The sequence below is a fragment of the Phocaeicola coprocola genome, assembly GCF_041333015.1.
Classification (GTDB): Bacteria; Bacteroidota; Bacteroidia; order Bacteroidales; family Bacteroidaceae; genus Phocaeicola; species Phocaeicola coprocola.
Genome location: NZ_JBGKGM010000001.1, coordinates 1,352,902 through 1,375,976, shown reverse-complemented (window position 1 = coordinate 1,375,976; position 23,075 = coordinate 1,352,902). Strand labels below are relative to the sequence as shown.

The 23,075-nt window shown below is 49.5% G+C and carries 14 protein-coding genes and 1 pseudogene; 2 read left to right on the top strand and 13 right to left on the bottom strand.

Features of this window, described 5'->3' with window-relative positions:
* Positions 1-121 precede the first annotated feature (121 nt).
* The 4 genes from clpX to lptB form a co-directional block, all read right to left on the bottom strand.
* On the bottom strand, positions 122-1,366 hold the full coding sequence (clpX, locus tag ACDG22_RS05750; RefSeq protein WP_007565962.1) for an ATP-dependent Clp protease ATP-binding subunit ClpX: 1,245 nt from the start codon (positions 1,364-1,366) through the stop codon (positions 122-124).
* A gap of 25 nt (positions 1,367-1,391) precedes the next feature.
* Complete coding sequence (gene clpP / locus ACDG22_RS05745; RefSeq protein ID WP_007565960.1) at positions 1,392-2,063, bottom strand: ATP-dependent Clp endopeptidase proteolytic subunit ClpP; 672 nt, start codon at positions 2,061-2,063, stop codon at positions 1,392-1,394.
* Between the two features lie 172 nt (positions 2,064-2,235).
* On the bottom strand, positions 2,236-3,582 hold the full coding sequence (gene tig, locus ACDG22_RS05740) for a trigger factor (RefSeq protein WP_007565955.1): 1,347 nt from the start codon (positions 3,580-3,582) through the stop codon (positions 2,236-2,238).
* Positions 3,583-3,785: 203 nt separating this feature from the next.
* On the bottom strand, positions 3,786-4,610 hold the full coding sequence (gene lptB / locus ACDG22_RS05735) for an LPS export ABC transporter ATP-binding protein (RefSeq protein WP_007565953.1): 825 nt from the start codon (positions 4,608-4,610) through the stop codon (positions 3,786-3,788).
* A gap of 170 nt (positions 4,611-4,780) precedes the next feature.
* Between lptB and ACDG22_RS05730 the strand changes: the two genes are divergently transcribed.
* Positions 4,781-5,521 carry an MlaE family ABC transporter permease gene (locus ACDG22_RS05730; RefSeq protein ID WP_007565951.1) on the top strand — a complete coding sequence of 247 codons (741 nt, stop codon included), beginning with the start codon at positions 4,781-4,783 and terminating at the stop codon, positions 5,519-5,521.
* A 2-nt stretch (positions 5,522-5,523) separates the two neighbouring features.
* Complete coding sequence (locus tag ACDG22_RS05725) at positions 5,524-6,291, top strand: ABC transporter ATP-binding protein (protein ID WP_007565950.1); 768 nt, start codon at positions 5,524-5,526, stop codon at positions 6,289-6,291.
* A gap of 92 nt (positions 6,292-6,383) precedes the next feature.
* On the opposite strand, the gene ACDG22_RS05720 is transcribed toward ACDG22_RS05725, so the two are convergent.
* The 9 genes and pseudogenes from ACDG22_RS05720 to ACDG22_RS05680 all read right to left on the bottom strand — a co-directional run bounded on the left by ACDG22_RS05720 (position 6,384) and on the right by ACDG22_RS05680 (position 23,040).
* Positions 6,384-6,791 carry a TapB family protein gene (locus ACDG22_RS05720; protein ID WP_270668807.1) on the bottom strand — a complete coding sequence of 136 codons (408 nt, stop codon included), beginning with the start codon at positions 6,789-6,791 and terminating at the stop codon, positions 6,384-6,386.
* A gap of 413 nt (positions 6,792-7,204) precedes the next feature.
* A pseudogene (locus ACDG22_RS05715) lies at positions 7,205-13,754 on the bottom strand (hypothetical protein).
* A 25-nt stretch (positions 13,755-13,779) separates the two neighbouring features.
* Positions 13,780-13,968: a hypothetical protein gene (locus tag ACDG22_RS05710; protein WP_007562482.1), complete on the bottom strand. Its 189-nt coding sequence runs from the start codon at positions 13,966-13,968 to the stop codon at positions 13,780-13,782.
* 2 nt (positions 13,969-13,970) lie between these two features.
* Positions 13,971-14,684, bottom strand: a complete 714-nt coding sequence (locus ACDG22_RS05705; RefSeq protein WP_117911417.1) for a hypothetical protein — start codon at positions 14,682-14,684, stop codon at positions 13,971-13,973.
* A gap of 4 nt (positions 14,685-14,688) precedes the next feature.
* Complete coding sequence (locus tag ACDG22_RS05700) at positions 14,689-14,994, bottom strand: hypothetical protein (protein WP_057280917.1); 306 nt, start codon at positions 14,992-14,994, stop codon at positions 14,689-14,691.
* A gap of 12 nt (positions 14,995-15,006) precedes the next feature.
* Positions 15,007-18,702, bottom strand: coding sequence for a hypothetical protein (locus ACDG22_RS05695; RefSeq protein ID WP_259457832.1), 3,696 nt, complete (start codon positions 18,700-18,702; stop codon positions 15,007-15,009).
* Positions 18,703-18,723: 21 nt separating this feature from the next.
* Positions 18,724-19,188: a hypothetical protein gene (locus ACDG22_RS05690; protein WP_087394435.1), complete on the bottom strand. Its 465-nt coding sequence runs from the start codon at positions 19,186-19,188 to the stop codon at positions 18,724-18,726.
* Position 19,189: 1 nt separating this feature from the next.
* Positions 19,190-22,837 (bottom strand): viral A-type inclusion protein, encoded by a 3,648-nt coding sequence (locus tag ACDG22_RS05685; protein ID WP_120490070.1) that lies wholly within the window; start codon positions 22,835-22,837, stop codon positions 19,190-19,192.
* A complete protein-coding gene (locus ACDG22_RS05680; protein WP_117911372.1) occupies positions 22,834-23,040 on the bottom strand; it encodes a hypothetical protein in 207 nt (68 codons plus the stop codon). Before ACDG22_RS05680 ends, ACDG22_RS05685 begins: the two co-directional genes overlap by 4 nt.
* Between the last annotated feature and the right edge of the window lie 35 nt (positions 23,041-23,075).

Sequence of the window (23,075 nt, the reverse complement as noted above, 5' to 3'; positions counted from 1 at the left end):
TTCAAGATGTAAATCCCGCTTTACGTATGTAACAAAGTTATAAACAACTTTTGATATTATACAAATAAAAAAGAAATTATTTTAATGAAGAACTTTATTTTCTCATCACTTACCAAAATTTTCAGGCCATTTGCAAACGAGACAAATTAGCTTTATTCATTTGTTCTTTCGCATAATCCAATGTTATGACAAATGTTTCTACCTTATGCGATGGAACTTCAAACATTGCATCCATAACAATTGTTTCTACTATCGATCTTAAACCGCGAGCTCCCAATTTATATTCGACAGCTTTATCTACAATATAATCAAAGACCTCTGGCTGAAACTCTAGCTTCACGCCGTCCATCTCAAACAATTTGATATATTGTTTAATAATAGAATTCTTCGGTTCTGTCAGAATATTACGCAATGCTGTACGGTCCAGCGGATTCAAGTAAGTCAGAATAGGCAAACGTCCAATGATTTCAGGAATCAGTCCAAAAGACTTCAAATCCTGCGGAGCAATATATTGCATAAGATTTGCACGGTCTATTTTCACCTTCTCTTTTGCAGCTCCATATCCTACAACATTCGTATTCAAACGTTGGGCTATTTTACGCTCAATGCCATCGAAAGCACCTCCACAAATAAATAAAATATTTTTTGTATTGACAGGAATCAGTTTCTGTTCTGGATGCTTACGGCCTCCCTGAGGAGGAACATTTACGATAGAGCCCTCAAGAAGTTTCAACAAACCTTGCTGCACTCCTTCTCCACTTACATCACGAGTAATAGATGGATTATCTCCTTTACGGGCTATTTTATCTATCTCATCGATAAATACTATACCGCGCTCAGCTTCCTCAACATTATAATCGGCAACCTGCAACAGACGTGTCAAAATACTTTCTATATCTTCACCTACATAGCCGGCTTCAGTCAGCACTGTAGCATCAACTATGGTAAAAGGAACATGCAATAACTTTGCAATAGTACGAGCCAATAATGTTTTTCCCGTACCTGTACTTCCCACCATAATGATGTTAGATTTTTCGATTTCCACATCATCTTTCGACGAAGGTTGCAACAAACGTTTATAATGATTGTAAACAGCAACAGAGAGGTAACGTTTAGCATCATCCTGACCGATAACATACTGGTCAAGAAAATCTTTAATATCTTTGGGTTTAGGAAGTTCTGCCAGATTAAGGTCTGTACTATTTCCTTTCTGACGCATAGCTTCCTGTACAATCTCATGAGCCTGTTCCGAACAACTGTCACAGATACATCCATTAACACCTGTTATCAAGAAACCGACTTCATCTTCCGTACGTCCACAAAAGCTACAACGCCGTTTATTCTTTTTAGTTGATTTATCTTCCAAAGTTATATCGTTTTAAATTAAAAACTTATAATGCAGGCTTACGAGAAAGTACCTCATCAATCATACCATACTCTTTTGCTTCTTGAGCCGTCATCCAATAATCACGGTCAGAGTCGGCCCATACCTTGTCAAATTCTGTATGAGAGTGATCTGAGATAATAGTATAAAGCTCTTTCTTTAACTTTTGGATTTCACGAGCTGTAATTTCAATATCAGAAGCCTGTCCTTGTGCTCCTCCCATCGGCTGATGAATCATTACACGTGAATGAGTCAACGCAGAACGCTTTCCTTCTGCTCCTGCAACCAATAACACAGCTGCCATTGAAGCAGCCATACCCGTACAAATAGTAGCGACATCGCTAGATATAAACTGCATCGTATCATAAATGCCCAGTCCTGCATAAACAGAACCACCAGGAGAATTTATATAAATAGAGATATCTTTTCCAGAGTCAACAGAATCCAGATACAACAGCTGAGCTTGCAATGTATTGGCTGTATAATCATCAATCTGAGTACCGAGAAATATAATACGGTCCATCATAAGACGAGAAAAGACATCAAGCTGTGTTACATTCAATTGACGTTCTTCCAAGATATAAGGATTGAGATATCCAGCTTGTGACTTAATAACATCATCAAGCACCATACTGCTCATGCCCAAATGCTTGGTAGCATATTTTCTAAAATCGTCCATTAGTCTAATCTATTAATTGTGAATAATAAAAAGAACAAAAGAGAAGCTTTTGATGGCTTCTTCCCACAATAGAACAAAAGTACAAAAACCGCTGTTCAATCGGGCGAAAGCCAGACCAAAAGCCCCTCTTTTAGCAAGTTTTAGCAATTCGCCTTAGCTTACTGCAGGGAAATTACTGAAACATTTTATTGAATTCTTCTGCTGAAACAGCTTTATGATTCAATGTAACCTGACCTTTCAGTATTTCTGACAATTTAGCTTCAACAACACGGTTGACTAATGCTTCTACACTTTCACGTTTCTTCAACATTTCCTTAGAATAGTTTTCCAACAATTCATCAGGTACATTAATCATACCATACTGAGCAAACTGAGCACGAGTAGCTTCCTTAGCCATATTAGTAATGTCAGCTTGTTCTACCTTGATGTTGTTTGCAGCAACCAATTTTTCTTTAATCAGGTGCCATGTCAGCTCTTCAAGGCTCTTTTCATAATGTTCTGCAACGAACTCTTCACCTTTTTCCTTGTTGTTTTCCAACATGATGCGCTTCATCAGTTCGTCTGCAAATTCCAGTTTACCAATCTTATTTACAACATAGTTGCGAACGTCGATCAAGAACTTATAGTCGCTATCAGCTTCGAACTGCTTAGCAATTGTTTCTTTAATCTGTGCACGGAATTCTTCTTCGCTGTGAGCTTTTCCTTCACCCAAAACCTGATCGAACAATTCCTGATTCAAGTCACCCGGAATCATACGAGTGATTTCTTCAATCTGGAAACTGAAGTTACCTTTATAGTTTGCAACTTCTTCTTTCTTAATCTTCAGCAAAGAAGCTAATTCAGCTTCGTTGTTATCGAATGCAGTTGCAGGATTGAATACCAATACTGTATTTGTCTTAGCACCGTTGAAGATAGCTTTCTGATCGTCATTCTTCATATAAGTAGGCATCATTACAGCACCTTCTACCTGAAGACCACCTTCTTTTGTGTTGCCATTTTCATCCAGCTCAGCCAACAAACCTTTCAGCATATCATTTTCCTGATATTCCTCAACTTTATCATATTTTGCAGTACGCTGAGTGTACATCTTAACCTGCTGATCTACCATTTCATCAGTTACATTGATATCGTAGTAATCAACAGTATCATTGTTAGACAATTCAACATTGAATTCAGGAGCCAAAGCAATATCAAATGAGAATTCAAAGTTTTCATCTGCCTCAAAATTCACATTATTTTCTTTAGGCAGAGGAGTACCCAGCATATTCACATTATTTTCACGAATATATTCGCCAACTTTTTCCTGCATCAGCTTATCAACTTCTTCTACCAATACAGAAATACCATACTGCTTCTTAATCAAAGCCATAGGAACCATTCCTTTACGGAATCCGGGCATATTAACTCTCTGACGAAGAGTTTTCAACGATTTTTCTACTTTTTCCTGATAGTCAGCCTTTTCAATCTGAACAGTAAGCACTGCGCTTACCTTGTCTACGTTTTGCAATGAAATATTCATTTCCGACTTATTTATTTAATTATTACTATATTCCAGTTTATTCAAAGAGGTTGCAAAAATAGTGTTTAATCTTGCAATAACCAAAATGTCTAAGTAAAATTTATAAAAAACGCAAGTAAGCTTTTGTGATTTCATTTATATATACATACCAAAGAAGCCAGTTCTAAAAAAAGTTTCCTGCTGTATACCATTCACACTATCACTTATTCACGTATTTCTCTATTAAGTTGAAAATCTTTCCTGCGTAACACAAAACTGTTACTTAGATACTTTTCCCTTACAATCTTGTTTTCAGCAAGTTCTTCAGGTGTACCCTGGAAAAGTATTTTTCCTTCAAACAACAAATAGGCACGGTCTGTGATACTTAGTGTTTCCTGCACATTGTGGTCAGTAATCAATATACCAATATTTTTATCTTTCAGCTTCCATACAATATGCTGAATATCTTCGACCGCAATAGGGTCTACACCGGCAAACGGTTCGTCAAGCATAATAAACTTCGGGTCGATAGCCAGACAACGTGCAATTTCTGTACGGCGGCGTTCACCTCCCGACAATTGGTCACCTAAGTTTTTACGTACCTTCTGCAAACGGAATTCAGCAATCAAGCTTTCCAGTTTTTCTTTTTGATATTCCTTCGAAGTCTTTGTAAGCTCCAGAACCGAAGCAATGTTATCTTCCACACTCATTTTACGGAAAACAGAAGCCTCCTGTGCCAAATATCCGATACCATTCTGGGCACGCTTATATACGGGATAATCAGTAATATCCTGATTATTCAGATAGATATGCCCCTCATTAGGAACAATCAATCCTGTAGTCATATAAAAAGAAGTTGTCTTACCAGCACCATTCGGTCCCAGCAGTCCGACAATTTCCCCCTGTTTCACATTAATGGAAACATGGCTTACGACCGTACGCTTACCATATTTTTTGACCAGATTCTCAGTACGAAGTACCATACGTCCATCCGATGGAAGTTCAAATGTTTCTTCAGCAATATACTGTTGGTTTTCCTGCTCTGCCATAAAGTTGTTTAATAAAGATTTAAGAATGAAGGATCAATCCTTTCATTACCGCAGCAAAAGTAGTAAAAATCTTGGGTTCTGTGGTAATTCCTCCCATTTTCATCTCTGCTTTTATTATAATATAGCTAAAAAACAGTACTTTTGCACAAAATTAGACTCAAATAACAAATATGGTAAGACCAATTACTACTTTGGGTAAATACCTCATGCTAATGGGAAGAGTATTTGCCCGCCCGGAACGTTTCCGAATGTACCTCAAACAATATCGTAATGAAATGGCACAGTTAGGTATCAACTCAATTGGTATCGTATTGCTGATTTCTTTTTTCATCGGTGCTGTTATCTGCATACAAATTAAGCTAAACATTGAAAGTCCATGGATGCCACGTTTTGTTGTAGGATATACCACCCGTGAAATCTTGTTGCTAGAGTTCTCTTCTTCCATCATGTGTCTTATTCTTGCAGGTAAAGTTGGTTCAAACATAGCCTCGGAAATAGGAACCATGCGCGTCACTCAGCAAATTGATGCGCTCGATATTATGGGAGTGAATTCAGCATCATATCTGATCCTTCCCAAAATTCTAGGACTTATGACAATGATTCCGTTGCTCGTAACTTTTAGTATTTTTGCCGGAGTGATTGGAGCCTTCTGTACAGCGTGGTTTGCAGGTATCACTAATGCTACCGATTTGGAATATGGATTCCAATATAGTTTCGTAGAATGGTACGTATGGTGCAGTTTTATCAAATCACTTGTTTTCGCCTTCATAATAGCCAGCGTATCAGCTTACTTCGGATACACTGTAGAAGGAGGATCTATCGCAGTAGGAAAGGCTAGTACCGATTCTGTCGTATGCAGTAGCGTACTGATCCTGTTCTCCGATTTAATACTCACCCAATTACTTAGCTAACAATGATACAAATTAAATCACTCTATAAATCATTTGAAGATCGTACCGTATTGAATGACATCAACTTTACCTTTGAAAACGGGAAAACAAACCTGATAATTGGACAAAGTGGTTCGGGAAAAACGGTACTCATGAAATGCCTGGTAGGACTTCTCACTCCAGAAAATGGAGAAGTTTTGTACGATGGACGTAACTTGATTACCATGGGGAAAAAGGAAAAGAAAGCTTTACGTCGGGAGATGGGTATGATCTTCCAAAGTGCAGCATTATTCGACTCTCTGTCTGTATTAGAAAACGTCATGTTTCCGCTGGATATGTTTTCTAATATGACTTACAGAGAGCGTATTAAACGCGCTGAATTTTGCTTAGACCGTGTCAATCTGATAGATGCAAAAAATAAATTTCCAGGAGAAATAAGTGGTGGAATGCAGAAACGTGTAGCCATAGCACGGGCAATCGCTCTTCAGCCACAATATTTATTCTGCGACGAACCTAACTCCGGTCTAGACCCTAAGACTTCACTCGTTATTGATGAATTAATTCATGACATCACAACTGAGTATAATATGACTACCGTCATTAATACTCATGACATGAATTCGGTACTGGGAATCGGTGACAGCATATTATATATCTATCAAGGACATAAAGAGTGGGAAGGTACGAAGAATGAAGTTTTTACAGCGACTAACCAACGTCTGAACGACTTTATTTTTGCATCAGACTTACTCAAAAAGGTGAAAACTGAAGGAGAAAAAGAAAATCGATAACTCTTCATCCTTTCACAAAAACGGATACTGTGTTTCGTAATAATCAGAAAAACAGTATCCGTTTTTTATTTTAGTCTTCTTTACACGAAAGGCTAATTTTCTATTTTTGTCAATGTTTTTGTCATCTTTTGTCCCAACTTTCGACTGCTTTCTTCATGCTTCACCAGTCCTACTCCTTTAGCATACCATTCGGTAACCTGACTTTCATCCGAAAACATAAAAAACTTCACTTTCATAGAGTAAGTTACCTTCACACAATCAAATTCATCAGCCGGTGTAGAAATAGTTTCTGTACCCTCATATTGCCCTTTCATTGAAACAGTCATCGTCACAGGCTTAATCCGGATAGTCATTTCACCTGATTCAATCTTTTCTCCTTTCTGCCGCTTTTCATTTAAAAGCAAACAGATTTTCCCGTTTGTATCAAACTTTGCCTTGGCCGAGGTCATGTCTTTCTTATTTAAAGCTTCTGCCATCATACCACAAATATTATCCTTCATAGACTCTCCATCCTGCAAATAAATCAGTGTATTATTATTTGCATAAGCTACTTTCTGGTAAATATAATCCGCAAATCGAAATGTTCGCGCATTTCAAAACGAAAAGTTCATTTCACAAAACGAAACGTATAATTTAAAGCACTCTTTATTCCGTTTCAACAAGGCATTTATAGGCTAAAAATAACAGAAAATTCACTTGCAAATATCAGCAAAAATTGCTATCTTTACATAGTTAAATTGAGGTCGTTTACTCTCAAATCAGTTCAGTTCTGTATTCCCCTACCCTATCAATATTCTAAAAAATTTCGACCGGCTTCGCCGGTATTTGAATACCTTTTAAACGGAATTCGGAAACCATCCGAATCCCGTTCTTTCGTTTTAGTCGCTTCGCTCCACGCTTTGGCGCTTTGCGCTTACGCCACCTCGCGTATCGCCTTGTACGCTGCCACGCTTTGCGCCCGGACGATTTTGCCGCGGAAGGCCAGACGCGAGCCGACATCGCATACGTGCTCGAAGCATCGTACTCGCATACGCATTCGACACACCGCCATACGCGTTCGCATAGTTGCACCCGCGATAGACCACACGGACTGTGGCGGTACTTATCCAGTACTTATCGGTATAGTAGGTAGAAGACGATCCGTTCAGATTACCCACCGGAACCAGGTCCATATACTTGCCATGTGCCACACCTGTTGTCCATTGGTCACTGGCCGTTTTGCCCTGCACCATACGGATACTGCCGTCAGGCATCCAAATGCGCCATTTGCCCTGGTTGCCGCTGTCATTCGGCAGATCCACGCCGTCCATCATGTCATACTTGTTGCCGTAGATGTCCTCGTAGCCCAGGCAGCAGATATTGTTCACCTGCACCACGGTCGCTTGTCCGTATTCGTCCCGGCTCTTATACCAGGCATACTGATGCACCAGGCCGTCAATCAGCGAATTCGTGATTTTGTTGTTGATGACATACGCCTCGTCATAGCCGATGGTATCTGTCATTCCATGGTCGGCCGTTCCACCCGTTGTCCGGTTGTTGTTATGCTGACCGGCACCGCATTGTTCCTGCATGTCCCTACGCCCGTACTTTGCATAGCTCAGGTTCGCGATGCGGCTGTGCATCAGCGCATCTATCTGCTGCATACCCCGCTGCTGGCTGTAATAGTGGAAGTCCGTCCAGGTCATGCTTGCCGTGGTCGAAGCTCCGGTTATGCAGGCACGCAACTTGCTGCCCACTACAGAACTGCCCACAACGGCACACAGATGTTCCTCATTGGCCACCCAATCCGGTTCCATGTCCTCTATCTTGTCGCTGTGGCTCAGTACCACGCAGTCAAACTCTGCCGTGTTCAGAATGGAGAAATGCAGGGCTGTAGCACGTTCCGGAACGTCTGCTATCAGATACATGCCGGCTTCAAATTTCAAGCCGATGGTCGGCACCACAATACTCTTCAGGATGTTTCCCTCCGCATCAGCAAACACACTGCCGATAAGCCCTGTTCCTGGAACGCTCGGGAAGCGGACACGTCTGTAACCCGACACGTCCACTTTGCACACGGAATAAGCCTTGTCCGTCGTATAGGATTCCATCAGCGTGGGCTTGCCGCTCATGATCTTGCGTTCACCCAGCCAGCCGCCCTGTGTCTCCTTGATGGCATCCAGTGTCAGTACCGTCGCCTCAGGCACCGGGGGCATTTCGTCCTCCGGATAACTGCTGTAGCAGGCGTACTTCTTGTTGTTCAAATAATCGTTGATGCCTTTGCTCCAGTAAAACGGCTCATACATCATCCAGTCTCCCTCGCTGCCGTCCAGCTTCGCCACCGTACAGTCGTTCATATCCTCCGCATCGGCATAGAAGTTCGAGCTTTCGTCATGCAGGGGGAAATAGGTCATCTCCCCGTCCGGGTTGTTCACTTCCACCTGCTGCCCGGCCATCTCCACTTTCCGGCTCGTGGGTATCTTGGTCACCTTAGCCAATACGCGGTGGCGCTTGGACAGGATGGCATTCACATGCCCGCTCATTTTGTACGTATTGCCGAATTTGTACCCTGTCTTGTTGTCCAGGTTCGAAACATTGGCATCGTCGGCCACACTGTCGTCAAACTCAATCATCGTATAAGGCGGCTGCTTGATGGCCAGTTCCGGATAACGGGCGGCATACATCTCCAGTTCCTCGTCAGCCAGATACTTCGTCAGGGTCAGCTTACCGCGAAGGCCCGAGTGGCGGTCATCCACCGCACCCGTCTGCGTGTACGTTCCGTAATCGAAATACTTCTTCAGCAGCGTTCCGTCGTCTTCCCGGTCTATCTCCAGCACAAAGCGCTCCAGCTTGCCGCTGCCGTTCAGTTTGGCCTGGTGCAGGCGTTCCAGCATGGCAAACCCGTCGATGCCGGGGCAGTTGGTATAGCGGTATCCCCGCACGTTGTTGATGCCTTCCAGCACCAGGCCGCTGTCCTGCAGTTTGGTCAGATACTCCAGGAACAGTTCCTCAATCGTGTCCGGCAGGCATAACTGCACAACGGGCGCACCGGTGGCCAGTTTCACTCGGGTCAGCCCCGTACCTCTCACATCCAGTTTCTTCAGACGCCCCTGCCAGCTCAGGTCCAGGGTGGCCACATTGCCGTTGTCTCCGTTTCGGGCCAACAGGTTATTCCGCATGTTCACTTCTTCCAGCAGCAGCATGCCGTTCGTCGAGGCCATGAACGAGCCGTTCCGGTACCCGCTGGCTTTCTCCACGCTCATGTCCAGTTTCACAAGGCTGGTCAGCAGACCGAAGTTGAACCCGATGGCAAACGCATCCTCATGCCATACCAGTTCCTTGATTTTGGCCGCGCCGATAATCTTCAGCGGGTCGTTCTCACCGAAGGCACGGGTCAGCTGCAGGGAGTGGAGCACGTCCGCATCCACCACGCCGCTGTCAGCCTGTACACCGTTTGAGGTGGATAATTGCACACGGTAAGGGATGGTCAGCCGGTACTGCATCGGCTTCAGTTTATAAGCCTTGTCCAGCGATGCCGTACTCTGGTAGAACTGGGCACCCAGCGTAGATACATAGCCGTACTCCACCTGCTTCAGGTCGTACCTGCGTTGGATGAAGTAGTTCCGGTGTGCTTTTAACGAACCCTTCAGACCGTAGATTTGCGGATACGTCTGTTTGGCACCGTCAGCACCTACCGGCATTTCGTTCAGGAACGGGTAGATGTATTTGAAGATGCCGGACTTGTTATAGAGGCGTGAGCACCACTTCTTCATCTGTTCGGTATCGAAATGGTCAATGGCTTTCTGGATACTGAAGGCACTCATGAAGCTTGCGCCCCCGTTCCATCCGCTCACCATAATCTCCACAATCATGTCCCAGCAATTGGCCACGATGAGGTTCCACAGCCACGAGTTATGACCCTGCATCACATAAGCCCCGTCGCGCTTGGTCTGACGGTTATCGTTATATTTTCCCGTAAGGAATGACTTGTTGTCTGAACCCAACTGGCAGTCTCCGTCATAATAAGTAATCAACCATTTCACCCCGTCCCAAGTACGGATAAGCATGTTCTTGGCAAGCTGGTCGACACCAAGGTTAAACTGCACGTACAGATAGTAAGCTATCAGATGGGGAAGGTCGAAATACTTCGATGCCTCTTTCTTAAACGTATCGCTCTTCCATTTAGCGGTAGGGAACTTGTCGCCATCATCTTCATAATCTACCCCCTCGAACGCATGCGATTCCATGCTGTAAGTCATACTCTTTCCGGCAGGAGTTTCCTTCACACAGCGGTAAACGAAGCTCATCATGCGGTCGGTAGCCTTATACATCTTATCGTACACATCACCCTGCCCCAAGTGGTCTTTCATATTCGGTTCTTCCTCGGCATCACCGCCTCCGTCAGCCCAGAAGGTATCTTTCGGATGGTTGAACTCCAGTCCACCGTCAAAATTATAATTCATAAAGTCCTGATGGTTCGGCTCGGTACTCGGCAGCCAGTGGAACAGACACAGCGGATTCGAGTTATTCAGCGTTTCAAAGCAGATTGGAAGGTATTGCTTATGCCCCTCATCATCAGCTTCAAGATAATTCAACGTGTCGCCCTCACCCCACTTTTCTTCACCAATGGTATCATCCATTCCGAAGATGGGGTAACTGTCGCTCTTCTCGTTGTTCATGTTGTACTGACCGTAATAAATCAAGTCTTCGTCGGCACTCTTCGCTACGAACAGGTCACACGGCAGTCCGTCGATGGCCGAACGGTAATCATCGTCCAGCCCATGGTCTTTGGCATAACGCTGGGCAGGCGTAAGCAGCCCCATCTCTTTCAGTCCGTCATTGATAAGCTTCGCACCTCCGGTATTGGTGGTCATGGACGAGTCCGAGAAGTCGCATTTGGAACATGCCAGCTTCGCGCCTACGGAGTTCCTGCGCAACTTGAAGAGATTTTTTTTGCCGGTAGTTACCACCGGATTCTTCTGCCTGCCGTTTCCGTCAATCTCCCCGTAGCTCAATGTAACCGTCCAGCCGCTTGCCGTCTTCTGGAAGTAGAAACGGAAGTTCTTTCTGGCATAGTTCACGGAAGAAGTACCCTGAATACGGACATATACGTTGGTAAGGATAAAGTCAAGCCTCCTGTCCTCTCCGTTATAGAAACGGACCTCCCTTACCAGCTTGTTGGCCTTTTTGTCGTTCAGCTGGGCCAGTGCATCCACCACGTTCAGCGTGTCGCTCTCGCTCGGAACCTCACTGCCCACGCTGCCCGTGCCTATCAGTACCAGGATCGAGTTCCGGCGCTTCTTCATCAGCCCCATCAGCTTCTCCATGCTCACCGTGTCTCCTTCGTTCAGCACGCGGTTGTCCTCATCCAGCGAGCGCACGCCCGGTTCCCCGTCGGCATCCTCCAGGTGGTTGCGGTCCACGATGTAGTTGTTCAGCACCTCATCCGAGGTCAGCGCCTTGTTATAGATACGCACGCTCTTCACGTTCAGGTCGGCACCTGCCGACTTAAATTCCAGCTGGCTCTGAATGTCAAAATTCACCTTGTCGAGCCACTTGGAAGCAGCCGACTCTTCACCGTTCACATAGAAACCGATCAGCGTGCGCTGTTCATTGGTCTGCACGTTCGGATAGAACACGTAGGTAATGCGGATGTTCGTGCCCGGCTGGAACTTCGTACCCACCGAGTCCTCATAGCGCAGCACCTGTCCGGCATCCATCGCCTCGGTCACCACTCCGGTCAGGAACTTGGCCTCTTCCGGGGTCACAATCAGCCCGTACCGGTTCCCGTTGTCCAGCTGCCCCAGGCAGGTGATCAGCTCCGCATCCGTGTCCGTCACGTTGGCCGTGCTGTATTCTATCTCAAGTGTCATGCCCACATCACGAATAGCAAAGCCTTCGGGTTTGTCCGCCTCGTTGAAGGGGCGGTACCCGCCGTCAGCGGTCAGGGTCATACCTGCACCACCGGCCAGCAGCAGGCGGTCCTTATGCCAGCCGCTACCGGCACCGTATTCGTTCACGCTCCACAGCACGTCCCGGAACTCCATGCGCTTGTCACCGCTCACCCAGCTTGCCGGGTTGTTTTCCGTGTTGCTTCGCCCGAAGGCGTCAAACGTACACACGGCATCCGGTGCCAGCGTGGCTTCAATGTCCGGGTGCGATGTGGTGTTCACCTGCACCTCAAGCACGGCATCGCCGCACGACACACGGTAGTCCAGCGGTTCCACGTTCACGTTCGTCCGTCCGTAGCTGCCGGTCTCACCGCGCTGCAGCAGGTCTTCCTTCACCACGCTGCCCTGGCCCGTCACTTTCACACGGGCCGTGTACGCATCGCGGTCATAGCCGGCATACGTGAAGTTCCATGCCGTGAACTGCTCTGCCTCCAGCACCGGATGTTTCCAGTCGCGTTGGAACCCCGCTGCCCGGTGGCTGAACATCAGGCCGGCATACGCTGTCACACCGCCTCCTGCCTTCAGCAGCGTAATGTAATGCACCCGGCTCACCACACCGGAGTTCTCATGCTGCGCGTAGGCTTCCACCACGTTCGTACCCTCCTGCATCTGAGCCAGTGGGATGGTCACGTTCTTCTGCTGCACACCGCTGCCGGCCGAAAGACCGAGGGTAAAGGCCTGCCCGCCGTTGATGCGGTAGTAGATGTTCTTTTCCCCGCTCGTGCCCTTGGCAGTAAAGGGGATGTTCACGTCATTTTTATATCCCCCGTCGGCCAGCCCGTTGCCCGCCGAGTAGCTGGTCTCCAGCTCCATGGCCACCATGGTCACCTTGGCCGTGGCCGTCTTCATCAGTGTGCCGCCCTGGTAGGTTGCCTGCGCTTCCACCTGCACGGTATAGGCGGTGGCATCCTTCAGGTAGGGCGAAGCGTCAAAGGTATAAGCCTGTCCGGCTGTCACGCCCACAAACTCTGCATCCTGGAACTCACTGATCACGGTCGAACCGCGTTTCACAATCACGCGGGCTTTCAGGTCGCTGTAGCCGTCCACCGTACCGCCACCGGCAGTACCCACGCCCACAGAGTATTTCACCACAAAACCGCTTCCCAGTGCCAGGTACTGCTGCGAGGGAAGTCCCGCGCCGCCGCTGTCCGTCAGGTCAATGTACAACACCACCTTGTCGTCGTCGGTGTACTTCGAGAAGCGCACCTCCTTCGAGCTCTCGCCGCCCTGGTTATCCTTCTGCTTCACGGTCATCACATATTGAGTGCCGTCCTCGCTGTCCTGCACATCCACGTCCGTCACCGTACCCACCATTGCATCAAACACCGTTCCGGATGTAGGGGGCTTCGTCTCGCCGCTCACCAGTTCCTCGGTAGGGGTACGGTTTGACAGTTCCTTCTTCAGAAACGCTTCTACATCGTCCCCGGCATAGGCATGATAGGTGCCGTCCGGCTGTTTCTGGTTCCATGGTGTTTCAAGATTCATCGGATGTTCAGTCGCATTGATGATTCCGCTTATTTTCCTTTTTGCCATAATACTGTTCTTTTATAATAATCATTCATTTATCAGTTTTACTGCTACCGTTCCATGCGTCCGACCCGTTCCACGGCTCGTCGCCTTTCCAGTATCCAAGTCCGAAACAGCTGCTGATTGCGGACCATACCAGCCTTGCCCCGGCATAGACAGCCGACAGGGCACGTTTTCCCACATACGCAGCCGTTATTTCCTTACCGCCTATGGTTATCATCGTCACTCCTCCTCATAAATCAGATACAGCGTATTCTCATCCTTGTCCGGAAGTGCTTCGTAAGCATCCCCGCTCATCACCTCATGCCGGTAGGAAAGTAGTCTCAGGCGGCCTTCTGTTCCGGTATATACGGCATCGCCCAGCAGGTAAAGCTTGTCCGGCAGGATGGCTGTCCGGTCCGCATTCATGAACATGCCGGCAGGGGGTACTCCCGCCACGTCCCAGTCCCCGTACAGGGTGGAGTCCATGTGGTAGGCAAATTTCCCGGCACCGGCCACATACACCACGCTGCCGCCCGGCTTGGTACTTTTGTCAGGTAAAACGTTGCCTGTTTCCATCCATGATGAAAAGCGTACAGTAGCCCCGCCGACGGCTGCTGCCGTAGTCTGTTCCACCTTGGCAGCGGCATTTTCTGCCTTGGCTGCCGCTTCGTTGGCCTTGGTAGCGGCTTCCGTGGCGGCCTGGGTCTTTTCCTCCAGTCCGGCTACGGCTCCTTCCGCTTTCTTGGCGGCAGCCTCGGCACGGGCGGCGGCATCGCTCGCAGGTTTCCCTATCAGTTCCAGGGGGACGATCACCATCTTGCCGTCCTTCTCGCCGGGCAGTGATTTCACACCGTTCAGCGAGGTAACAGTTTCCAAATCCTCCACACCGGTAGAGGACTGGAGCACACGGTCCAGCACTTCCTGAACCATTTCTTCTTGCGTCATTTCTGCCATAAATCTATTCATCTATCAATTTTACGATCTGTGAATAACATCCTGGGGTTAGCCCGATTACAGACTCTTTTATAAGTATAGCATCCTCAGCACTGATGGATAAATCCCCGTTTGCCTGTATGAGACGCATGCACAATTCATACGAATGGATTTTACGGCTGCTATCCTTATTAGAATCACCGGATGATCGAGCACCTTCCCCATTAAAAAGGCATTGGGCTATAATATCTGTCATCAGCTGGACTTTTCCACCGACTATGAGGTCATTCCCTCTATAATCCTTAAACGTCTTGTTAAAATTCACCTTCATAACTATTCATTTTTATGACACGTTAATGATAATTCCATTCTGTACTTCTACTGTTTTACCCTTGAATCGCCCAGACCAACCATTTTGAGGAAGCATTTTATCAGCTTGTACCACACCACCACTCACCAGAATATTCCCGGAATGCACCAACACATCGCCATCGAAATATCCTGCTGAAAATGTATATTTGTCAGGATAAGTAGGCTTCTCACGACAACTTCCATAAATACCTGCTCCACCAAATGGAGCAATACCCATGATTGCATTACTAAAATTGTTTGCCTTAGCATAGATGCAGGTATCTCCGGTCCAATAGCCGTCATATCCCAATCGAATTTCAGCATCTCCATTACTCCAAAGCATGCAATTCCTTTCAACTGTAAATGTTCCTACCTTTCCTCCGTCCTCAACAAATATTTTTCCATATACAGATGCATTCCGGCATTCCATGCTCCCGTCTTCCAGTATCTTGAAATTGCCGTTGGCTGTCACCAGTCCCTCCAGCTGTATATGGTCGGCTGTCAGCTTGATTTTGCTCACGGGCTTGCCGTATTCGTCCGTATCTTCCACACTGACTCCGATAAGGGCCACCTTGCCGCTGGCATCCTGGGCATACAGCCCCGCACCTTCCGGCTTGATCACCAGCCCAGTTTCTTTCAGTGCTTCACCGTCCTTGTCGAAGACCGCCGCTGAAATCTTCACCAGCCGGTCGCTTTGTTCAAACAGCGTCCGGTACTTATAGGCCAGTGCATCCGCCTTGTTGGTGCTGAACACCAGCAGCGAAATGTAAATCACGCCCGTAAACGACAGCTTGAAGTCGCCCGTTCCGTTCCATAGCCCGTCCAGCGTGAACATCTTCTCGCCGCCAACGGGCAGATCCTCTTCATGGCCGAACATGTTGAAGTTCTCAAACCCGGTCTTGTCAGCACCCACAAATTCGATTTTCAACCTTCCGGCCTTGATAACCCGGTAGCTGAACGACAGATACACCACGCCGGGCACCCGTTCGCCCTGGCTGTTCGTCTGCCGGTACTCCGGTACCAGCCGGAAGTCCTCCAGTTTCTGCATGATATAGCTGTTCCGGATATAGGCATAAGGCACCTTGCCGTCGGTCCGTATCTCGGCATGGCCGTCCGGCTTCGTACCGTAAGGACCGCCGTTCGCCCAGATCCAGCGTCCGCCCAGGGTGAACAGCGTAGCCTTGCTGCCCGTCTTCCATTTGTCCATGCCGGCGGCAAAACTGCTGTTGTCCAGATAACTCTGTTCTTCGCGTATTTCCTTGCGCAAGCTTTCCACGGCTGAATGGATTTTCCCCTCGGTTATCTCAAACCGCGTCAGGATGTCCTCGCCCGTCATCAACACGAACGTACCCTTCAGCCACACGTTGTCGGCATACAGGCCGTTTCCTTTCGGCTGTTTGTCTGCCGGGAAAGCGCTGCTCCTGATGCCGTCCAGCTTACCCAGCCGGCAACGAAGGCAGCCGTTGAAGTTCTTGGCCTTCACACCGTCCAGAATGTCGATACGGGGCTGTCCGTCCTCCGTGGCCGCAATGGATATAAGGTTCTGCCGGAGCGGGTTTTCGGTGTTGCCCATCAGCACGCACTCATCGCCTGCCTCCGGCTTCACCCCGCCAAACTCGCTTACCGGGACCAGCACACCGCCGGCTATCACCGAAGCCACCTCCACCCAGTATGCTTTTAGTTTCTTACCACCCGTAACCGCACAGCGCATCAGGTCATGGGCCACAAAGCCCGATTCCTGCTCAAACACGATGCGGTAGTTGTCGCCCTGCTTCACCACGTCCTTGATCTTGCCGTTGGCAGCGGACACCACCAGCTGGCCGCACACGCTGCGCACCTTCTCGATCAGCAGTTCCAGTGCCACCAGGCTTTGCCGGGCAGTCACTTTGTCCACCGTCAGGTTTGTCAGTCCGGTCAGCTGGTCAATCCACAGCTGCCAGCCCTCACCGGTCAGCCCGTCCACAAACTCCGTGCTGCGCAGCAGTTCGCGGATCACGGCAGTCAAGTATTCGGCATTGCCCTCACCGTCCACGATGCCGCAGGGCTTGCCGCCAGCAGCCTCGCCAAAGCTCACACCCTTCAGGAAGCGGATGGACTCTTTGGCTGTGTCCGGCTGGTTCTTGCTCAGGAACTCTTTCTGGCTGCGCCGGGCGGAAAACAGGTTGTTGTCCGTGGGCAGCGTCTTGTCCCAGCTTCGTATGATGTCCGGAAGGGCAGCGCCTTCCGTCTTTGATTTCGTATAGCTTTTCAGCGCACCGATGCTGTCCGTCACCTTGTCGAACTTGCCCACCTGCAGCGCATCGCTTATCTCGATGTCCATCTGCCCGGGTTCGTTCACCTTGCGGCTGATCTTGGTGATACGGCTCTGACGGTAGCCTTTTTCCGGGAAATACTTCCGGCTCTCCAGCTTCACCCGTCTGCCCACAAACAGGTCTATGCCGTGCTCCTCGATGTATACCGGGTCTGTCGGGGCTTTGTAGGCGGCAATGTCCAGCCAGTGGTCCCGGTTGTACTCGTCCACCGCAACCGCAAACTCCTCTTCGGCCAGCCGGTAATACTCATCCGGCATCCGGATATTCCACAGGATATAGGTGTCGCCTGCTCGGGGCACCAGTTTGCCGCCCGGCAGCTGGGTGTCGTCATCGTAGGGCCAGATGGTGATCAGTTCGAATTCACGTGCCGCGCTGTCGTAGTTCACCTCAAAGTAGTGGTCATCGCTTTCTCCCAGTCCGGCAAGGTCGCCCGTCTGGAACGACACACGTTTGGTTTCTCCGGCCAGCTCGTACAGGTTGGGGTCAAAGTCCAGTTCCCCGTCCCGGAAATAATAGACGGTGAATTTGTTTCCTTCATCGTCTGCCACCTCCTCGCTGCGAACCGAGCTCACCGTACCGACCCGACGGGGGAAGATGCCGCTGAAAGCATCCTGCTCGTAATGGTCATAGATGCCATATTCCTCCACGCCCTGCTCGATGTACTTCCTGCCGCCGGGAAGCATCAGACGCGGGCTGCCGTATTTCTCCGCATCGATGTTGCGGGTCGAGCCTACCGGGAACAGGCGCGTATAGAATTTGGCCGTGTTGCTCGTATCTCTTTCCAGAGAGGTCAGCCCCTTGCCATAGCCAAGGGTGATTTCTTCCCCGTGTTCGCAGCGGCACACGTTCACAGTCTGCCCCTCAACCCACCATTCCACCTTGCCGCCTGCCTTTTCCGCGATGGCTTTCAGCGCTTCGTCGCAGTACATCCCCTCGTAGTCTATCGTGATCAGCTCCGTACCTTCCACCGTACCCGTCTTCCAGTCAGTAATGTGGCCCATGCCGTTATTGATAGCCTTCACCACCATCGCCACATGCTCGCGGGGCGTGGCCGTCAGGGTAAACAGGGGGTTGGTGTCCCCGTCCGTCGTCTCCAGCACCAGGAACCGCTTGATCAGGCTCTCGATACCGTACAGCTTCAGGTTATACTCCCATTCACCATCGCTCACCTGCTTCGGCGTGTAGCGTTCTGTCAGCCAGTACCGTTCGCCCAGATAGTCCGTGTAGTCGTTCACGTCCAGGGGCAGGAAGGCATAATAGCTGAACGACAGGGAAAGCACATTGTCTCCCTGCACTTCCTTGCTTTGCGTCGAGCTGTCGTTCACGGCCACATCCGCACGCTTGGTTCCGGCTTTATCATATATCGTTAGAAGCATATTCTAATAGCGTTTGAATGGTTATATAATCGGTTTCGGTTCCCGGAATTTTACCCGGAACTTTCCGGCATGCACACCTTCCGTCCACAGATAGGTCAGCGGGGTGAACTTCGTACAGTCGGCATACTTCACCCGCAGCTGCAGATCCAGCTGGGGGAAACGGATCTCCAGCCAGCCGTCTTTCCCTTGCTTCAGGAAATTCACAAAGGCAAAGTACTGCTTCATCCAGCCTGCCTGGGTCTTGTTGTACAGCGCAAAGTGCAGCGTCACGTCCCGCGCCTCATTCCGTGGGGTCAGCACGACGCTGTATTTTTCCCCGTGCTCTTCCCGTATGTCCACAGCCGTATCCTTCTTGGCCTTGCTCGGGGTCAGGATGGCCGTCAGGTTCTCCATGCCCCCGCGCCGGTCTTCCACCAGGAACACGCCGTATTCCGTCCAGATGTCCGTGCCGTTCACCAGCACCAGTCCGCTCAGTATATTGCCCATATCACTTCACTTTTAGTCCGTCACGTATCATTTTCTTTATCACTTCCTTCAGTTCGCCCAGGTGTCCGGCGCTCACACCGGTGTTCTCGGCTATCCGGGCCAGGTGGCCTTCAGCCGTGTCCATCTTCTCCGCCACGCTTTCCAGCCGCTCGTCCATGCTGCTCCAGTGCTGCAGCCCGCTGGTGAACATGCCCTCCAGCTTCGTCCCCTGGTCCTGCGTCATGGCCGTAAAGCCGCCCGCTTTCGCACTCTGGCTGGTGCCGCCGGCTTCGGTCTTGTCGTAGCCCGTGGCAGCAGCCAGGTTGTCACGCAGGGCAAGGGCTTCATCCACATACTGCATGTACTCTTCAGTCAGCGCGTTCCGTTCCGCCTCGGTCAGTTCGTTGTCCTCCATCGCCTTGCCGAACTTCTCCCACCAGTCTTTCAGTTTTTCGCTGTACAGTTCACCGATCTTGTTGCTCAGCATTGCCCGCATGAAGTACTCGGATATATCCTCCGCCGCATCCTTGGCACCGTACTTCATGTTCATCAGGTTGTCGATGAAGCTGCTGTACATACCGTCGAACGAAATGCCCGTCAGCCCTTCATACAGCTGGTCGGTCAGTTCCTCCAGCTTGCCGGCCTGCGCTATGTAGTCATCCAGCTTCTCGGTCAGTCGCCCGCCGTAACCGCCCTTGCCGGTGTTCTGTATCTGCGTCCACATGTCCACGTTGCTGCGCAGCGCCTTCATCTCCTCCGGGCTCAGGCTCCACAGGTTCCCGTCCCACTGGCGGCCAATCTGTCCGCTCAGTTTGTCTATCTGTGCTTGGTTGAAACCGCCCCAGTAGTAGTTCCAGCTGTGGTGGCTACCGCTGTAGCGTGCCTGTTCCTGCGCTATCTGCAGATAGTTTGCATTCGTCTCTTTCTGGTATTTGTAAGCATCCCGGTAAGCTTCCACCGATTTTGTCCCCTTGCTTGCCTTGATGGTATCGGTCAGGTCTTCGATGGAAGTCTGCAGTTTCTCGTTCCGATCTGTAAGACGGTCAATAGCAGCCTGCACTTCCTTGGCGTTTCCGCCGATGCCAAACAGTTTGTTGAAACCTCCGAAAGACACCGTGTTCAGCAATCCCCCGATACCATTCACAAGGGAACCGCCTATCTGTTTGAACAGGTCTCCGCTGAGGATATTGTCGAGTATTCCGGTTATCGCATTGAAAATGGTGTCTATCAATGATGAGATAATCGGGCCAATACCGTCTTTCAGCAAATCCAGTATGGAGAGAATGGCCGATATGATCTGCCCGATGACTCCGGCACTTGACAGGGTCTCGGACATCTGACTGATGGCATCACCGACCTTGCCTCCGATATTCAGTTTTGAAAGACCGGTAAGCATGCTCTGGATTCCTTCAAATGATCCCTGCAAGGTTCCGCTTGCAAAACCGTGCAACCCGTCGGATACCATGTTCAACCCGTCAACCGTGTCCTGGGAGGCACTTTTCACCTCCCCGGCAAGCGCCTTCATTTCAGAGGTAGCGTTCAGGTATTCTTCGTCAGCTGAAACGCTGGACGATTGGGCCATTTGAAGAGCGATTCTGGTACGTTCTATTTCTGCCTGGTTACCGCTTTCAAGAGCCTTGTTGTAATCGGTCTGCGCCGCTTTTAACCGGGCGAATGCCGCTTCCTGCTGCAGTTCCGCATTTTGCACGCGTGTTACGGCATCCCCCAAAGCGTGCATCTGCGTTTGCAGCCGGGCAAAATCCAATGTCCCGTTGCCACCGGGGAGCATGCTTTGAATACGTTCAATGGCATCGTAAACGACCTGCTGGTCTGCGGCTCCCGTTTTTTTGAACTCATCCGTCTTGACATACTGTTTAAGTTCGCCAAGCAGGTTCTTCATCTGGTCTGCAAGCAGACCGGTCAAATCCCCGAACGCTGCTCCCCAGTCTATCTTCTGGGTAAGGGCTTCCATGTCCACTTTGTGCACAGCCGCATCACGCTGCTTCTCCAAAGTCAGCCTTTCGCCCTGGGACTGTGCCTTGCGGATTTTCTCGGCATATTCTTCAGCGATGGCCAGTTTCTGCTGCTGGAAGGTCCCGTATTCCTTCAGATAGTCACGCATGGCTTCCGCCTCTTCCCTGTACACGTCCGTCTCCGCTTTTTTCCGGGACGCGGTGTTTGAGGCACGGGCTTTTTCAAGTTCATCCTGTTGCTCCCGGGTAAGTCCGTTATCTCCGGTGGAAAGGCCGGCTTCCTTGTTCTCACGCTTCCAGTCGGCTTCCTGCCGGTTTATCTCTTCTTTCCGGGCGTTATAGTCATATTCGATTTGTGCCAGTTTCTTTTCGGTACCGGCTTGCATACGGTCTATCTCTTCCTTCCGATTCTCGGCCTGCAGGGCGGCAAGATCCTGCGCCAGCCTGCGCTCTGTGGCAAGCCGTTGCCTGGCTTCCGCTTCCGGATTCTTCCCGGGCTGTTTGGGGTCAATGTGTCCGCCGATATTTCCTTTTTTGGCTGCTTCTGCCGCTTTCTTTACCTCTTCCTCCGCTTTTTTCAGATAACCGTCGCGTTTGTTTTCGGCATTTTTCAACAGTATGTCATAAGCTTCCTGATCATGTTTCTTGATGGCAGCCTGTGCGTCATAGAACTGCCCGGATTCTGCCATGCTTGACTGCATGATATATTGTCCCCATTTCCCGAAAAAACCCATGGCGCTTTCCGCCTCTTCCGGTTTCTGCGCCTTGATTTTATTCACCTCTTCATCGGCTTCTGCCGCTTTTTTTACAAGGTTCTGGACATTGGCCTGGTGCAGCAGAACCTGTACATAGTCCTCGCTCTTTTGGATAAGGGTATCATACCATTCGGAAAGTGTTTTATAATACCCGAAAGATTCCCCGTACTTGCGGTTCAGTTCCTCTACCTTCGCCTTTTCCTGTTCCTTGCTGCCGGTGAAGTTCTTTATCTCGTCGATGACCGATTTCAGTTCGAAGCGGGTACGCACCATCTGGGCACGGCCGTCCTTCTCTATCTCGGTCATTTCCTTGAGTGATATGTTGAATTCATCCACGCCTTTTTTGGCGCTGAACAAATCCTTCGTCCAATCCCAGATTTCATCACCGTACATTACCAGCAGCATGATGCCGGTGGTCATGGCCGTCTGCCAGGAAAAGAGCGAGGACAGGACCTGTTTCCATACCGGTGTGCCTTTCTTGCCTGACTTCTGCAGCTCATCATATTCCTTACGGGCACGGGCCAGTTCGTCCGTAAAAATCGGCAGGTTGTTGGATATAGCCAGGAAGAACATCTGCGGACCCATGGCCAAGGAAGGCATTTCACGCGCCATCTGCTGGATGCTGTTGTGAAGCCCGTTGAACTGGCGCTGCGCGTTGGGCATGTCTGCAGGGGTGACCTGCACGGATTCCGATTCCTCCTGTAGCAGTTTCAGTTTACCACGCAATTCCTCAAGCTGCTTCTCCAGCGCATGGATCTGCGCGATATTGGCACTCTGGTCCAGATTGGGGGCAGCTGTCTCACCTGCAAGGCGTAACCTCTCCAGTTCAGCCTCCAGCAGTCTGACGGTATTACGCAGTTCCAATGCCTCACGCTCGGCCTTGTTCATGCCGGGCGTGAGTTTATCCTTCATCAAAAATTCAACTTCTACAGGTTTACTCATTCCAGTTTGCTTTGAAAAAATCCTACTATATCGTTCGCTTCATCCTCGGCGCTGCGCTCCGGGTGGCTGTCACACTTACCGCTGCCTCCCTTCTGCCGCACATATCGCGGAGCGTCGCTCAGCATCAGTATCAATGTCTGGTAGTTCACACCGTCCAGAATGTAGTCCACACTCCAGCCCGTTGCACTCGCTATCTGCCACACGAAGCCGAAAGGGCTATGGGAACCCTCATACCGGG

Excerpts from the sequence above, each read along its gene's own strand:
- clpP (WP_007565960.1), bottom strand. The coding sequence starts at position 2,063 with ATGGACGATTTTAGAAAATATGCTACCAAGCATTTGGGCATGAGCAGT.
- tig (WP_007565955.1), bottom strand. The coding sequence starts at position 3,582 with ATGAATATTTCATTGCAAAACGTAGACAAGGTAAGCGCAGTGCTTACT.
- lptB (WP_007565953.1), bottom strand. The coding sequence starts at position 4,610 with ATGGCAGAGCAGGAAAACCAACAGTATATTGCTGAAGAAACATTTGAA.
- ACDG22_RS05730 (WP_007565951.1), top strand. The coding sequence starts at position 4,781 with ATGGTAAGACCAATTACTACTTTGGGTAAATACCTCATGCTAATGGGA.
- ACDG22_RS05725 (WP_007565950.1), top strand. The coding sequence starts at position 5,524 with ATGATACAAATTAAATCACTCTATAAATCATTTGAAGATCGTACCGTA.
- ACDG22_RS05720 (WP_270668807.1), bottom strand. The coding sequence starts at position 6,791 with ATGAAGGATAATATTTGTGGTATGATGGCAGAAGCTTTAAATAAGAAA.
- ACDG22_RS05710 (WP_007562482.1), bottom strand. The coding sequence starts at position 13,968 with ATGATAACCATAGGCGGTAAGGAAATAACGGCTGCGTATGTGGGAAAA.
- ACDG22_RS05705 (WP_117911417.1), bottom strand. The coding sequence starts at position 14,684 with ATGGCAGAAATGACGCAAGAAGAAATGGTTCAGGAAGTGCTGGACCGT.
- ACDG22_RS05700 (WP_057280917.1), bottom strand. The coding sequence starts at position 14,994 with ATGAAGGTGAATTTTAACAAGACGTTTAAGGATTATAGAGGGAATGAC.
- ACDG22_RS05695 (WP_259457832.1), bottom strand. The coding sequence starts at position 18,702 with ATGCTTCTAACGATATATGATAAAGCCGGAACCAAGCGTGCGGATGTG.
- ACDG22_RS05690 (WP_087394435.1), bottom strand. The coding sequence starts at position 19,188 with ATGGGCAATATACTGAGCGGACTGGTGCTGGTGAACGGCACGGACATC.
- ACDG22_RS05685 (WP_120490070.1), bottom strand. The coding sequence starts at position 22,837 with ATGAGTAAACCTGTAGAAGTTGAATTTTTGATGAAGGATAAACTCACG.